Source organism: Herbaspirillum sp. FG34, from assembly GCF_057809315.1.
Genome location: NZ_JBMDJS010000001.1, coordinates 381,505 through 396,797, shown reverse-complemented (window position 1 = coordinate 396,797; position 15,293 = coordinate 381,505). Strand labels below are relative to the sequence as shown.

The 15,293-nt window shown below is 62.4% G+C and carries 8 protein-coding genes; 3 read left to right on the top strand and 5 right to left on the bottom strand.

Going from position 1 to position 15,293, the window contains the following annotated elements:
• Positions 1–7 precede the first annotated feature (7 nt).
• The 3 genes from ACODSZ_RS01670 to ACODSZ_RS01660 all read right to left on the bottom strand — a co-directional run bounded on the left by ACODSZ_RS01670 (position 8) and on the right by ACODSZ_RS01660 (position 4,921).
• A complete protein-coding gene (locus ACODSZ_RS01670) occupies positions 8–3,106 on the bottom strand; it encodes an efflux RND transporter permease subunit (RefSeq protein ID WP_175344098.1) in 3,099 nt (1,032 codons plus the stop codon).
• The gene (locus ACODSZ_RS01665; protein WP_488926905.1) at positions 3,103–4,215 is read right to left on the bottom strand and encodes an efflux RND transporter periplasmic adaptor subunit; all 1,113 of its coding nucleotides are present in this window, start codon (positions 4,213–4,215) and stop codon (positions 3,103–3,105) included. Before ACODSZ_RS01665 ends, ACODSZ_RS01670 begins: the two co-directional genes overlap by 4 nt.
• An 88-nt stretch (positions 4,216–4,303) precedes the next feature.
• A complete protein-coding gene (locus ACODSZ_RS01660) occupies positions 4,304–4,921 on the bottom strand; it encodes a TetR/AcrR family transcriptional regulator (protein ID WP_175344096.1) in 618 nt (205 codons plus the stop codon).
• 90 nt (positions 4,922–5,011) lie between these two features.
• Between ACODSZ_RS01660 and ACODSZ_RS01655 the strand changes: the two genes are divergently transcribed.
• Entirely contained in the window at positions 5,012–6,472 is a 1,461-nt protein-coding gene (locus tag ACODSZ_RS01655) for an efflux transporter outer membrane subunit (protein WP_175344095.1), read from the top strand.
• A gap of 313 nt (positions 6,473–6,785) precedes the next feature.
• Here the strand turns inward: ACODSZ_RS01655 and ACODSZ_RS01650 are convergent, their stop codons facing one another.
• Positions 6,786–9,215 carry an autotransporter outer membrane beta-barrel domain-containing protein gene (locus tag ACODSZ_RS01650; RefSeq protein WP_488926904.1) on the bottom strand — a complete coding sequence of 810 codons (2,430 nt, stop codon included), beginning with the start codon at positions 9,213–9,215 and terminating at the stop codon, positions 6,786–6,788.
• Positions 9,216–9,274: 59 nt separating this feature from the next.
• Entirely contained in the window at positions 9,275–10,792 is a 1,518-nt protein-coding gene (locus ACODSZ_RS01645) for a lyase family protein (RefSeq protein WP_008326633.1), read from the bottom strand.
• A 234-nt stretch (positions 10,793–11,026) separates the two neighbouring features.
• Here ACODSZ_RS01645 and ACODSZ_RS01640 point away from each other — a divergent pair, with 234 nt between their 5' ends.
• Both ACODSZ_RS01640 and bcsQ read left to right on the top strand, forming a co-directional pair.
• Entirely contained in the window at positions 11,027–13,351 is a 2,325-nt protein-coding gene (locus tag ACODSZ_RS01640; RefSeq protein ID WP_488926903.1) for an ATP-dependent DNA helicase, read from the top strand.
• 592 nt (positions 13,352–13,943) lie between these two features.
• On the top strand, positions 13,944–15,257 hold the full coding sequence (gene bcsQ, locus ACODSZ_RS01635; RefSeq protein ID WP_488926902.1) for a cellulose biosynthesis protein BcsQ: 1,314 nt from the start codon (positions 13,944–13,946) through the stop codon (positions 15,255–15,257).
• Positions 15,258–15,293: the final 36 nt, after the last annotated feature.

Here is a 15,293-nt window from a genome sequence, read left to right as displayed (position 1 = left end):
GTTCCTTTTATTTTGGTGAGTTGGCGATAGAGGGTGCTGAGCTTTGCAAAGGAACCGGTCTGATCTTGAACCAGATGGAATACATGGCCGGCAGAAACACCAGAGTCAGAATCGTCCCGGCGAAGGTGCCACCGATGAGTGTGTAGGCCAGCGTCCCCCAGAACACCGAATGCGTCAGCGGAATGAACGCCAGGATAGCGGCCAGTGCCGTCAGGAGCACGGGCCGTGCACGCTGTACGGTTGCTTCGACAACCGCATTGAAGGGGCTCAAGCCCTCCTGTTCATTGTGGTGAATCTGTCCAATCAAGATCAGCGTGTTACGCATCAGAATGCCGGACAGCGCAATCAACCCGACCAGAGCATTGATGCCGAATGGTTGCTGGAACAGCAGCAGCGTGGGCACTACGCCGATCAATCCGAGCGGGCTGGTCAGAAATACCATGACCATGGCCGACATCGACCGCACCTGCAAGATAATCACGAGCAGGGTCAGCGCAATCATGACAGGAAACAGTGGCAGCATTGCCGTGGTGGCCTTGCCGGCTTCTTCGATGGAACCTGCCAGTTCGATGCGGTAGCCAGCAGGGAGCTGTTTGATGATCGGTTGCAATTGCTGGTAGATGGCTGTGGAGACATCCGGCGGTTGCAGTCCGTCAGCGATGTCACCCCGCACTGTCATGGTGGGCGTGCGGTCACGGCGTCGCAGAATGGGATCTTCCATGCGCACTTCGACGCTACCCACCTGTGACAGTGGAATGCGTTGCCCCGCCGAACCGATCAGCGTAAAGCCTGCGATCTTTGCCGGATCAAGACGAATCTCGCCAGCCGCACGCCCAACCACCTGCACCGAACGGATATCCTCTCGTACTTCTGTAATCGGTACGCCACTCAACAGGAATTGCAACTGCAAGGCCACGGAGCTTGACGTTAGTCCCACGGCCTGGAGCCGGTCCTGATCAAGCGCAAAGTGCAAGGTGGGTACGCGCGAGCCCCAATCCGTGTTGACGGTCCGCATCATCGGACTGGCGCGCATGACCTGCTCGACCTGCGCTGCGATCATGCGCAGCTGGTCGGGGTCGGGCCCCATCACGCGGAAGGCCACCGGGAACGGAGAAGGCGGGCCGAAAACGATCTGAGTCACGCGTACCCGCGCCTGCGGTGCCAGGCCGTCGGCGATTACCTGGCGCAGCCGGTATTTGAGCGACTCGCGCTCTTTTTCGTTACCGGTGAGTACTACAATCTTGGCGAACGACGGATCAGGCAATTCTGGCGACATCGCAAGGAAGAAGCGCGGAGCGCCCTGGCCGATGTAGGATGTAACAACCTTCGCTTCCGCCTGCTTGGCCAGCCAGGCTTCCACCTTCGCCGTCGCCGCACTGGTTTGCTCAATCGAAGTGCCATACGGCATCTGCACTTCGACAAGTACCTCGGGCCGGTCTGATGTCGGGAAGAACTGCTTTTTGACCAGTCCCATGCCGACAACGGCCAGTACGAATGTCCCCACCACTGCACCGGCCACCCACCATTTGCGGGCGATGACACGCCTCAGTACCTGCCGGAAGCGATTGTAGTTGCGGGTGTTGTAGATGGCTTCATGTCCACCCTCTACGCGCTTGATGTCAGGAAGCATCTTCACGCCAAGATATGGCGTGAACGCGACCGCAACTACCCAGGAAACGACCAGCGCGATGCCGACAATCCAGAACATGTTGCTGGTGTATTCGCCAGCCGTGGAACGTGCGAACCCATTGGGCATGAAGCCGATGGCCGTGACCAGCGTACCGGAGAGCATGGGCGCTGCCGTATGACTCCACGCATAGGCTGAAGCGGCGATTCTGCTATAGCCTTCCTCCATCTTCACGACCATCATTTCGATGGCGATGATGGCGTCGTCCACCAGCAGGCCCAGCGCCAGAATCAGCGAGCCCAGCGTGATGCGGTCGAAGTTCTTTCCGGTAGCCGCCATGATGATGAACACCGCCGCCAGCGTCAGAGGTACCGCGGCCGCGACCACGATACCCACGCGCCAGCCCATGCTGAGGAAACAGACCACCATCACGACAAGTAGCGCGACGAAGAACTTGACCATGAATTCGTCCACTGCCGAACTGATATTGACCGACTGATCGGTCACCTTCGTCAGAGACATGCCCAGGGGGAGGCTTTTGTTGATCTTGGAGACTTCCGATTGCAGTGCCTTTCCGAGCTCCAGGCCGTTCCAATCATCGCGCATCACGACCCCGAGGAGCAGCGCCGGTTCGCCGTTGCTGCGCACCTGGAAGGTGGCGGGATCCTCATAGCCGCGCTCGACCGTAGCCACATCCGCAAGCTTCAGTGTGCGCCCCCTGGCGCTGATCGGTGTTTGCCGGATCTTCTCCAGCTTGTCGAATGCGCCATCGACGCGCAGGAAGACTTGCGGCCCCTTGGTTTCAATTGCCCCGGCGGGAGTCAAAACGTTCTGCGCATTGAGTGCCGCAAAGATGTCCTGAGGCGTGATCCCCAAGGTGGCAAGACGATCATGCGAGAACGACACGAAGATGCGTTCGGACTGCTCTCCAATGATATTGACTTTCTTTACCCCGGGAACATGCAGCAGTTGCTGCCGCAAGGTTTCCGCATCACGCACCATCAGACGCTGAGACTCGCCTTTGGCCTTGAGTGCAAAGAGCGCGAAGGTCACATCGGCATATTCGTCATTGACGATCGGCCCGATGACCCCGGCCGGCAGCTTCTTGGCCTCATCGGCGAGCTTTTTGCGCGCCTGATAGAACTCCTCCTGTACTTCAGACGGTGGGGCGCTATCGCGCAGCACAACCATGGTGAAGGCCAGACCGGGACGGGTGTAAGTCTCCGTCCGATCGTACCACCGCAGCTCTTGCATCCGCTTTTCCAGCGGCTCTGCAACCTGATCCTGCATTTCCTGTGCGGTTGCGCCGGGCCATGCCGTGATGACCGTCATCTGCTTGATCGTAAAGGGCGGATCTTCTGCACGCCCGAGCTGAAGGAATGCAAGGATGCCGGCACCAGTAATGAGCAAAATCAGAAACAGGGTAATGGAGCGCTCGCGCACCGCGAGTGCTGACAGGTTGAATCGGCCTTCGCTCACGGACGCTCTCCTTGCGCAGCCATGTCCGGTTGAGCACTGACTCGAACCTGCACACCTTCCTGCAAGAGGTGTGCACCCAACGCCACGATCTGGTCGCCCAATTTGAGCGGCCCGGAAATCTGGGCACTGTCCTCACCCAGATGCTCGATCCTTACAGCCCGCCAAGACACCTTTTCGGGCTTGCCACTGATGAGCCAAACGCCCGGCCCCTTGCCCCCATCGAAGACGGAGCCGATGGGGACCTGCAGACGGCCTTGTGTGGAGGCTAGCCCATTGGCAATCTGGATGGTGACCGTACTGCCCAGCGGCGCTTTGCCCAATTCACCGTCGAGCACATATCTGGCCTCGAAAGTTCGGGTAAGCCGATCAGCCGCATCGGAGAGCTGGCGAAGCCTGGCCGGAACGCCTGGCCCCGTTTTGCCAAAGAGCCTGGCCTGCGCGGTCGAGCCGATTGCCGGGCGCAGGGTCTCGGGCAGCTGGATCACGGCCTCGCGTTGCCCGGCGCGCGCCAGGCGCACGACAGTCTGCCCGGCGCTGACTACCTGCCCGGGCTCGGCGAGCGTTTCCATGACCACCCCATCGCTATCGGCAATTAATTCCGCATAGCCGCTCGCATTGCGTGCAACGACAGCCTGCGCTTCGGCAGCGCTCAGTTGGGCTTTCGCTGCATCCGCCGCTGCCTTGATTTGATCGTAGCTTGAGGCCGAGATTGCCCCCGTTCCCCGCAAGTCGCGGTAACGCGCCTCATCTTGCGCGCTCTGCTCGGCGCGTGCCCGCGCAGCAGCGACGGCTTCTCGTTGCGCCTGAGCTGCAAGTTTCAGATCGACGGGGTCAAGGCGCATGAGCGTCTGGCCGCGCTTGACGGTTTGCCCGGCGTCCACAAGTCGTTCCAGCACCTTGCCGGAGACACGGAAGCCCAGATCGCTCTGTATCCGTGCAGCGACGGTGCCGGTGAATGAACGTGATGCCGGAGTAACACCTGTGACCGTGGCGGCGCGCACCAAGGGCGCCTCGGTGCGCGGGTCAGATGCCGCTTTGTCGCCGCAGGCGGCCAGCGCAAAGGGGAATGCACAGAGAAGGGTGGAGGTAACGAAGCGGCGCCGGAGCATGAAAGTCCCATCGACGAAGTAATTGGACCTTCATTTTGATACTTGTGACCAATTCAGTCAATGGTCACAAAAGAATGTGGAAGATATGTCACGGTGACAAACTTCGCAGCACCAAACTGGACAGGTGTAACGGTGCCGCCTCGACATAATCGAAGCTGTGTTGCAAGAGCAAGGGGTTCAGGTAGGGGCGCATCACCAGGTAGATCGCCTTGACGATCTCGTCCAGAGGCGTTTTGCGTTCGAATTCACCGCTCTGTCGCCCGGCCTGCAAGACGTCTTGCAACAGCTTTTGAATGCGTTCTTCGTAGGCAATCACTGACTGCCAGTTCTCCGTGGCGGCGGCCGCGGCAATCTCGTAGAGCTTGCGATCCTGGAAAAACAGCTTGAGGCTTGCCTCTGTGGAGGTTTTGAACATGCGACGCAGCTTTTCCGGCGCAAGATCTGTCTGCGCCACGGCTTCGCGGATCTCGGCTTCGATCTGACGCAGGCAATTGGCGCAGATCATCTCGCCGATGGTCTGCTTGGACTCGAAGAACTTGTAGATGTATGCCTTGGAGAAGCCAATGGCCTTGGCCAGGTCGGATACTGTGGTTTTTTCGTAACCATAGCGGCTGAAGTGCTCGGTAGCAGCGTTAACGATTTGGTCCCGGACTTCATGGTCCACGGGCCCCCGGGCGGACACCGGGTAGGTATGGGGCTTGTTCATGGCGATAGCTTACGCCAAGATTCGTGATTGAACAAAGTGTGACCAATTGGTATTATGGTCACAACACATCACTTCCACGGATACTGGATCATGTTGCTCAAGCGTTCCCTTTTCGCACTGCTGGCTGCGGGCACGGTGTCAGCCTGCTCTGTCGGCCCGGATTATGTCCGACCTGCCACCGCATTGCCGGATCACTATCAGACCCGGAGCCTGTTGCAAAAGCCCAGTGGCAGCGCTCCGAGCCTGGCGGATCTGGGTCAATGGTGGACCCGTTTCGGCGATCCGCAATTGACGCGCCTGGTGTCTTTGGCCTTGCAGCAAAACCTCGATCTGGCGCAGGCCAGGGCACGCCTGCAGCAAGCGCAGGCAGCCGTGGGTGCTGCCAATGCGGCGCTGTTGCCTTCGGCTGGAGTGAGCGCTCAGGCTGCGCGGGCGTACCAGTCAGTCCAGACGCCACTGGGACAGATCCTCAACTCCCAGCCCGGTTTTGACCGCGATGGCCATGCGTATTCTGCGGACCTCGATGCCAGCTGGGAACTGGACATCTTCGGCGGCCTGCGTCGCGGCAAAGAGGCCGCGCTGGCCGACTACCAGGCCTCCGAGGCCGCAATGGCCGCTGTCGAGCTGGCGGTGGCGGCTCAGGTCGCCGATACCTACATCAGCATTCGCGGCTTGCAGGAGCGCCTGCAGAATGCGCGCGAGCAGGTACGTACCCAGCAGGCATTGCTGGATCTGAGCCGACGACTATTGGAACGTGGCTTGCTGGCGTCGATGCAGGTCAGACAGATCGACGCTGGCCTGGCCCAGTCGCAGGCTGCCGTCCCGGTACTGGTCACCGCGCTGGATGTGGCGATGAATGCCATGGATGTAATGCTGGGCGCGCCGCCGGGTACGTATGGCTCCGAACTGAAACAAGCGGGGAGCATTCCGCAGTCCCCGCAGCTTGGTGATATCGGCGCCCCCGCGCAACTGCTGCGACGCAGACCGGACGTCATCGCCGCAGAGTATCGACTGGTCTCTGCCAATGCCCGTATCGGCGTCGCCATGGCGGAGTATTACCCCAAGCTGTCGCTGTCGGGCCTTATTGGCAGCGCCACCTCGGTTTCCAGTGGCAACCTCTTTAGCTCCGGCGCAAGCCAGGCCAGTGGCGCGTTGGGATTGCGCTGGCGCTTGTTTGACTTTGGTCGCATCAATGCCCAGATTGAGCAGGCAAAAGGACAGGAAGCTGAAATGCTGGCAGCTTATCGTCTGACAGCGATCAAAGCCACAGAGGACGTCGAGAACGCCATTTCCACCTTGACCCGCAGGGAAGAGCAGGCAGCGTTCTTGCTCCAGAGCGTGCACTCACTTGAGCAATCTCGTGCCTCTGTCATTGCTGCCTACCACAGGGGCAGCGTGAGCATGATTGATGTGTTGCAGGCCGACCAGAGCGTGCTGCGCTCCGCCGATGCGCAAATCCAGGCACGTGCTGAAGCCGCGCGCGCGGTCGTGCTGACCTTCAAGTCCCTGGGAGGAGGCTGGCATCCACCTGCCAGCGCCAGCAGAACGTGAGGCGCACACCACCGACCCATTTCGTTGGCGCAAGTCAGTAATTTGCCGTGTTTGCGACGCTCCCCCCGGTCGTCTGCAAACCTTTCACCCCGTCTTGGCTCCCCGGCCCGGCGGGGTGTTTTTTGCGGATATTGTTTCCCTGGCCGTCAAGCGTGAACAGGCTCCAAGGGCGACGGCGCATCTGGCAGATTGAATGTGAACCGGCCTCGGGATCCCAAAGCGGGCAGAAAAGTCTGAGAGTCCCCGGGATGCGGATCAATCCGGGAATCGCCTTCATGGTTCTCCGCAAAAAACGCCGCACAGCACCCGCTGATCAGAATTGATAACGCAAGCGCAAATCCCCGGTCTGGGCCGTATAACCTGGCGCGACTTCCATCGTGTAGCGTGCCGTGATCGTCAGATTCTGCCGATTGACGAGCGTGGCGCTCAAGGCGAATACTCCGCTGTCGCGCAGCGCCGTGGCGCCGCTGCTGACAAAGGTGGAGGTTCCGGTGGTGTCGTCAGCAAAGCTTGAAATCGTGCGCAGCGCATTGCTGCGGTACTCGTGGCGCCATCCAATCTGAATGGCTGGCGACAATTCTCCATAGGCTGTGTCGACCATGCGCTCCAGCTTGAGCCCCACTTCGCTCTTGAGCGAATTGGCCGATACCCCGTCTACCCGCAGCGCCGCACCGTTGCCGCCGGTTTCGGTATAGGCATCCTGGCGCAGATTGCTGTAGCTGATCTTGCCGATGGGGGTCAACGTGGTACGGGACCACATCTGGTCCAGACGCACAGGCAGACCCGCTTCCAATGACACGATGTTCTGCAGTCCCTGGAAACGCCCGCTGGCAATACTGGAGAAACCGGTGAAATCAATGACGCGTGCCGTATCGTAATGATGCTTGATGACACCGATGCTGGCATCGGCATACCACCGGTCAGCCGTGTAGCCGGCGTAGGCCATCGCCCCGTAGGAATCCACGTGAGAAGAACTGCCGGCGTTGTCATCGCGGCCCACGACCGAGTTGCTGACGTAGCTGGCCAGCGCGCCGACGCGCCAGCGCTCTTCCACGCTGCGATCCACGCCCATCAGAAGGCCACTGTAGCTGGCGTGAAATCCGCTGACGTTATCGCGCATGCTCTGCCGGGCGCTTCCGGCCAGTGCTTGCCCCCACCAGGCCCAGTGACTCGCGGATTCGCCGGTGGCGATGCCGGAGCCGCTGCCGGCTTGCGCCACGCGCAAACCATCAACGTGCGCAGAAATGACGTCGACAATTTTATTGGTCGCACTGGAGACCGCCTGGTTGGCCGCCACCGTCCCGGCCGCCGGACTCAGTTGCGCACCCGCCTTGTTGGCCTCGCTCGTCGAGCCCAGTGCCAGAGCGGCGTTGAGCACGTTGAGCAAACGCTGGTTGGCACCGCCGTAGTTGATCAGCCCGTTGAAGGCGGATTGCGCATTGCTGGTGGTGGCGGGATTGACGGCATCGCCCAGACTCAGCACCAGTGCCGTGCGGCCGTTATCGATGACATTGGCACCGCTGACCGTGAAGCCGCTGGCCACATAGTTCAGGTTGGCGGGATCATAGTTGGTGGTGCCACTGGTGGAGATGGCCACATAGCGCTGTCCGCGCGCAAAGGAATACGCGCTGTCCAGTTTCTTGAGCGAGATGGTGGTGCCGGCGGCCAGCGTCGTATTGCCATCGACCTGCAGGGAACCGTAGCCGCTATCACCGCTGTTGCCATTGGTGGTGGCGCCATTGGCCACGCCCAGGATCAATCCGGCAGCGGCCGCTTGCGTGTAGTTGCCGGTAATGTCCAGACGATTGTTGATCTGCAGCTGACTGCCGCTGTTGTTCACCGTATGTGTGCCGGCATTGATATGGTCATTGAGCAGCAGGTTGCCCGAGCTCAGTACCACGTCTGCGGCATTGCTGGTGATGGTGCCGATGCCGTTGTTGTAGCCCGTGAGCACGCCCAAGCCCGAACCGCTTGCCCCGGAAATGGTGAGCGCGGCGGCCGCCGTGTTCTCGATGTCGCCAGCCAGCGTGCCGGTATTGGCAATGGTGCTGGCGCCCCCACTGAGGATCAGCGATTTGCCCTGGGAACGGATGGTGCCGCTGTTGCTGATGTTGTTGGCGGAGGAATCCAGATAGGCAGCATAGTCCACACCGCTGATGGTGCCGCTGTTGGTCAGACTGGCATTGCCGGTGATCGTGTTGCTGGCCGATGCCGAGGTGTCGTTGATGCTGTCGTTGCCCAGACCGGCGCCGCTGGTCATGGCCACGCCGGCCTTGCCGCTTACCTGTCCGGCATTGGTGATGCTGGCATTGCCTTGGGGGGTGTGGGCGACGATGGCAACGTCACTGTTGGCTGTCGCCGTTGCGCCGCCGCTATTGGTGATGTCACCGACATAGTCCACCGCTGCCCGCATGGCGGAGAAACCCGCGGTACCGGCGGACCCCGAGACCAGCTTGCCCGCGGTGGCGGTGCCGCTGTTGCTGATGGTCGTATTGCCAGCCTGCGACCACGCAACCAGTGCCTGTGCCGTGGTCGAATGTGCGCTGCCGGCATTGCTGGCCTGCGCCAGGCCGTAGTAGTTGATGACGCGAATGGCCGCCTGATAGGCCTCCACTGTGCCTGTCGCGGTATTGTTGATGTTGACGGTGACTTCAGGCCCGCTGGTGCCGGTGATGTTGTAGCTGCCATCCACGGTCACCGCCCGTGAATTGCCGTCCGCATACAGACCCCGTCCATTATTCACTGGGAGCTCCGCACGTCAGGGGGGGCAATCGATGTTTCGTCAGGGCCGCACCGCCCGCCTTACTTCACGCCCGCCGCCACCGCCATCCGATCAAAATCTGCATCCAGCTTTTGCAGCGAGCCGGCAATGTGCTGCTGTCTCGCCTTGATCCAGGCGTCCTGTTGCGCCACTCTTGCCGTGGCTTCGCGCAGCATGCGATCCATCTCGGCCGGCTGCGGACCGCCGACGGTCGCGCGATTGCGCACGATGGCCACGGGATCGAGCGTGCTGCGAAATTCCTGTTCCGACATCGGCAGGCTCTGCGGGAATTCCGAATTGAGCACCGCTTCGTGATAGATGCGCTGCGCCTGGTCATAAGGGAAATCCAGCGGACGGATATCGTTGGCCTTGGCATACTCCACCACCTCCGAGGCAAAGTGGTGACCCACCCGGAACGGCAGCTTGTACTTGCGCATGAGCACATCGGCCAGCTCCTGGGATGCGGTCCAGTCACTGTTGAGTTCTTCCAGCGCGCGCTTGGGATCGATGACCAGCGCCCCCAGAATGCTCTCCCAGTTCTTCAGTACCTTGACCGTGTTGAGCACCATCTCCTTGTTGGGTTTGACATCCTTGGCATCGCTCATGCCGGGCGGCAGGTTGTGCGCCACGATGAGCACGCCCATGCCATCGGCAATGACCCGCGAGGCATCGCGCCGGGTGCCGTTGAGCAGGCCCGGATTGCGTTTCTGCGGCATGGCCGAGGACACGTAGGTATTGGCGCCGCCTTCCTGCAACAGGATCCATGGACGCGGCTGGGCATATTGCGTCATCACGTCCTGAATGTAGGCGCCCGCATGCAGGGCGATGGACGAGACCAGGGCGCCCACTTCCACCGGGGCATCCACCGGCGACAGCTGCGCGGCGTCATAGGCGTTGTCGACAATGGCCGCAAAGCCCAGGTAGTCCGCCATGCGCTGGCGGTTCAGCGGCCAGCTGGTGCCATTGAGGACGGTGGTCCCCATGGCCGAGCGGTCCAGGCGCACATAGGCTTCGCGCAGACGCTGGGCGTCGCGGTCCAGTGCGGCCGCGAAGCCCAGCAGGTAGTGACCGTAGCTGTTGGGTTGCGCGGCCACGCCATTGGTGTAGTTGGGCACGATGGTGTCGCGCTGGCTGGCAGCCAGCTTTACCAGCGCGGCGGTGGTGGCGTTGAGCTGGCTGGCCAGGGTCAGCAGGTCTTCGCGCAGGATGGCCGCGCGCAGGGTGGAAAGCATGTCCTGGCTGGAGCGCCCCGCATGCAGCAGCGTGATCTGCGGGCCGGCGGCCTGGATCAGCAGCGGCTCGAAGGTGATCACCAGTGTCGGCCGTTTGGCCCCGGGCAGCTCGCCATCGGCCAGCACCTTGCGGATACCCTTGACGAACAGCGGCGTCATCGACTTGTCCAGCAAGCCTTCGTCGGTATTGATGACCGCCGTGGCCTTGTTGATTTCACCCAGCCAGAAGAATTCATCGTGGCGCGTGTGCTGCTGCGCGTGCAACGGGGGCGCGCTGCCCAACAGGGCGGCGCACAGCGCAAAGGCGAGGGTAGAAGGCTTGGGCAAGGCGGTCTCCTGGAGCAATGTTGGAATGTGCAGCGCCCATGATAGCGGCCATCGGCCATTCGCGTGGAGGCAGCCGCGTCACATCCTTCATACGCAGTCACGCCAATCTGTAGCGATTTGTCAGGACACGATATACTGTGCATTCATACAGTCATCTCGCCACGCCATCTCAGCCGCAATGCCCGCCGTCTCCGATCACCGCTTCTACTCCCTGAGCAATTTCCAGCAGGCGGCATGAGCGAGTCCACCCTTCCCCCCATCGTTGTGGTGCAGGACAGGAGCGTGCCGCGCTATACCGTCTCGGTACGCGCCTTGTGCGAATTCACCGCCAAGGCGGGCGATCTGGACCTGCGTTTCACCCCCACGCCGACTGCCCGGGAAGGCATGGCCGGTCACCTCATCGTGGCGCAGCGGCGCGGGCAGGGCTACCAGAGCGAAGTGAATCTTTCGGCGCAGCATGGGGCGCTGCACGTGCGTGGACGCGCCGATGGCTATGACCCCATGCGCACGCGGCTGGAAGAAGTGAAGACTTATCGCGGTCAGCTCGCCAGCCTGCCGGACAACCACCGTCACCTGCACTGGGCGCAGTTGCGCGTCTACGGGCACCTGATGTGCGAGAAGCTGGGACTGGCGCACATCCATCTGGCACTGGTGTATTTCGATATCGGCAGCCAGCAGGAAACGCTGCTGGAAGAGACCCGCAGCCGTGAAGAACTTGCCGCACTCTTTGCCGCCCAATGCGAGCGCTTCATGCGCTGGGCCGAGCAGGAACTGGCGCATCGCCACGCGCGTGATGCGGCCTTGCAGGCCCTGCGCTTTCCGCATGGGGATTTTCGTCCCGGCCAGCGGCAACTGGCCGAGGCCGTCTTTCGCGCCCACACGGCCCGGCGCAGCCTGCTGGCACAGGCGCCCACCGGCATCGGCAAGACACTGGGCACGCTGTTCCCGGCGTTGAAGGCGGCACCGTTGCAGCGGCTGGACAAGATCTTCTTCCTCGCCGCCAAGACGCCGGGCCGGCAGCTGGCGCTGGATGCCGCGACCACCTTGAAGGAGCACGGCAGGCTGCCGCTGCGCGTGCTGGAACTGTGCGCCCGCGACAAGACCTGCGAATATCCCGACCGGCTGTGCCGGGGCGATTCCTGTCCCCTGGCCCAGGGTTTCTACGATCGCCTGCCGGCGGCCCGCGCGGCCTGTCTGACGCAGCCGCTGCTGGATCGCGACCAGTTGCGCAGCGTGGCCCTGCAACACCAGGTCTGCCCCTACTACCTGGGCAGCGAGATGACGCGCTGGAGCGACCTCATCGTCGGCGACTACAACTACTGGTTCGATGGCGGCGCCATGCTCTACGCAATGGCCCAGGCGCATGACTGGCGCGTGAGCGTGCTGGCCGACGAGGCCCACAACCTGGTCTCCCGCGCCCGTAGCATGTACAGCGCGCAACTGAGTCGCGCGGCCCTGCGTGCGGCACGCGCGGTGGCCCCGCCGGCGGTGGCCAAGCCGCTGGAACGACTGGGCCGCGCCTGGACCGCCACCGGCAAGAAGGCCGACTTGCCCTATCAGGTGCTGGAGGCGCCACCGGCCAGACTGGTCGAAGCGCTCGCCGGCAGCGTGGGCGCCATCAGCGACTACCTGGCCCAGGTGGCGGTGCCGCTGGAGGCGCCGCTGCGGGATTTCTACTTCGATGCCATGGCCTTCGTCAGGCTGGCCGAATCCTTCGGTCCGCATTCACTGTTTGACCTCACGCGGGAAGATGAACGCAACACCGTGCTGTGCATTCGCAACGTGGTGCCCGCACCCTTCCTCGGAGCACGCTTTGCCTGCGCGCATGCCACCATCCTGTTCTCGGCCACGCTGGCGCCGTGGAACTACTTTGCCGATCTGCTGGGCATGCCCGCCAGTACCGCCTGGGTCGACGTGGCGTCACCCTTCCAGGCCAGCCAGTTGCAGATACGGGTGGCGCACCGGATCGCCACCACCTGGCAGCGCCGCGCCGCCTCCATCGCGCCCATTGGCGAACTGATGGCGCGCCAGTATGCAGAGCGTCCCGGCAATTACCTGGCGTTCTTCTCCAGCTTCGATTATCTGCAACAGGCGCATGGCGCCTTCGCCCATGCGCACCCGGAGATTCCCACCTGGCAGCAGTCGCGCCGCATGTCCGAAACCGACCGCGATGCCTTCCTGGCCCGTTTCGAAAGAGGCGGGCAGGGTATCGGTTTCGCGGTCTTGGGCGGTTCCTTCGGGGAGGGCGTGGATCTGCCCGGCGAGCGCCTCATCGGTGCCTTCGTGGCAACCCTCGGGCTGCCGCAGTTCAATCCGGTCAACGAGCAGATGCGCCAACGCATGGAGCAATTGTTTGGTTGCGGCTACGACTACGCCTACCTCTACCCCGGCATGCAGAAAGTAGTGCAGGCGGCCGGCCGCGTCATTCGTACCGAGAGCGACTACGGCACCGTGTGGCTGATCGACCAGCGTTTTGGCCGACCCGAAGTGCAGGCCCTGCTACCCGCCTGGTGGCAACTCGATTCACCACCGGCAGCAACTCCCCGAGACCCTCGGTAGCCGCTGTGCAGCAGGGGCTGCACGGACTTGTCAGGTTTTTCCCGAGTGACAAGTTTTTTTGAATGGATAGCATAGGCGGTGTTGGTACGGGTAGGGCAAATTCGCCACATCTTCCTGCAAAGTGGGAGGTGCGGCGCTGACCGGCACAGGCTGGGCGATCTGGCCGAAAGGGCTAGGTGGCCGGTGTGTCAAATCCGCGTCGCGGCAGGAACAAATTGTCGCTGACAAGCGACAAGACGAGCCGCTGACATGTAAGATTCCGCCTCTTCCTTCATGTATTCCCGTCAAGAAATGAGTGTTGTGTCTTGTCGGCTTTTTACATTTTTGACAACGAAGAAGGTTGCGGTATCAGGATTTGTTTGTTTTAATGACAACTCGGAATGTGGTCGAAAATACAACATTCCTGCGCTTGGTCCGTACGGAGCATCACTCCGTAGGCAGAGGGGAACGCACCGCCGATAGAGCGGATTAACGAATATAGCAGGGGGATGGCAGCATATGGGGAAACTTACCGCTTTTTAACAAGGTTGCAGGCAGGTCGTGCGCACCAGGTCAAAAGCCGCCGGTAGCAGGACTGGGCAGGGAGTCAAGCATGGGAAACGATATCTCCAACTTGCTGAGCAAGTTCGGGGCAACGGTGGACGGATACCTCGAGATCGAGGCTGCGATCAACTACAAGGAGCCGTCGCGCAAGCCCAAGGCGCCGCTGGTGGTGGCGCAGCAGGGCGCCGCCGTGACGGCAGCCGGGTCGGTGGACGGCAGTGCCGGGGCCGAGCCGGCACCGGTAGTGGCGGCCAGCGCAGCGGCGCCCTTGCTGGCGGACCCTGTGCCTTCTTCTTTGCAACGCATTGAGCCCGTGATGGATCCCGTCACGGCACCGTCGCCCGTTCCCGTGGCCGCCAGGCTGGCTCCGGTTGCCCCGCTTGCCCGTCCGGCACCTGCGCCGACCGCCCCGACCGCGACCCCGGCTGCGGGCTCACCCGATGCTTCTGCGAGCGTTCCCGTCCAAGCTGCCTCCACCACCGAGCCCGCCGTTCCCACCCTGTTGCGCTCCATGCTGGGCGAGGCCGCGCGCGAACGCGAAGCCCAGCAGCGCGCCAGCAATGACGACACCGGCCAGCCCCAACTGGCCGTGCCGCCTACTACACCGGCGCAGGTGATTGCCGTGGTCTCGCCCAAGGGCGGGGTCGGCAAGACCACCCTGTGTTCGGCGCTGGCCTGCAGCCTGGCGCGTCATGGCCGTGTGGTCGCCATCGACCTGGACCCGCAGAATGCCTTGCAATATCACCTGGGCGTGAGTGCCGAGGCCGTGGCCCGGCAGACTGCCGCGGCCGCCAGCGGGGACTGGCGCAGCAGCCTGGCCGTCGGTACGGCCGGTACGCAGGTGTTGAGTCATACCGTGGTGGCTGCAGCCGGGGAAGCGGCGCTGGCGCGGCAGATGAGCGTGGATGGCCAATGGCTGCTGCGCCAGCTGCACGCGCTGCAATTGCAGGCGGGTGACGTGGTCCTGCTGGATCTGCCGGCCGGCCAGACCCCTTATCTGGAGCAGGCCCTGCAGGCGGCCGATCAGGTGCTGGCGGTGGTCACGCCCGATGCCGGTTCCTTCCTGGCACTGGAGCACATGCGCCAGGCCCTGCATGGCCGCAACAATTGCCGCTACGTGGTCAACAAGTACGACGGCAGCCGCAGCTTCTGCCAGGACATGCTGGAAGTCCTCAAGCGCTGGATGGGGCCGCGCCTGGCCGGTGTGGTCGCGCTCGATCACGCCATCAGCGAAGGTCTGGCCTACGGCTTCAATCCGCTGGTCAAGGCCGGGCATTCGCCGGTCTATGATCAGTTGCAGGGCGTCAGCGAAGTGCTGCGCGCCGCTGTGCTCAAGGCGGCCGCCGCAGGTGCACGCGCATGAACCATGGACCACAGGCAACATCGCCATCGCAACGCC

Coding starts and splice junctions, on each gene's coding strand:
- ACODSZ_RS01665 (WP_488926905.1), bottom strand. CDS start 4,215: ATGCTCCGGCGCCGCTTCGTTACCTCCACCCTTCTCTGTGCATTCCCC.
- ACODSZ_RS01660 (WP_175344096.1), bottom strand. CDS start 4,921: ATGAACAAGCCCCATACCTACCCGGTGTCCGCCCGGGGGCCCGTGGAC.
- ACODSZ_RS01655 (WP_175344095.1), top strand. CDS start 5,012: ATGTTGCTCAAGCGTTCCCTTTTCGCACTGCTGGCTGCGGGCACGGTG.
- ACODSZ_RS01640 (WP_488926903.1), top strand. CDS start 11,027: ATGAGCGAGTCCACCCTTCCCCCCATCGTTGTGGTGCAGGACAGGAGC.
- bcsQ (WP_488926902.1), top strand. CDS start 13,944: ATGGGAAACGATATCTCCAACTTGCTGAGCAAGTTCGGGGCAACGGTG.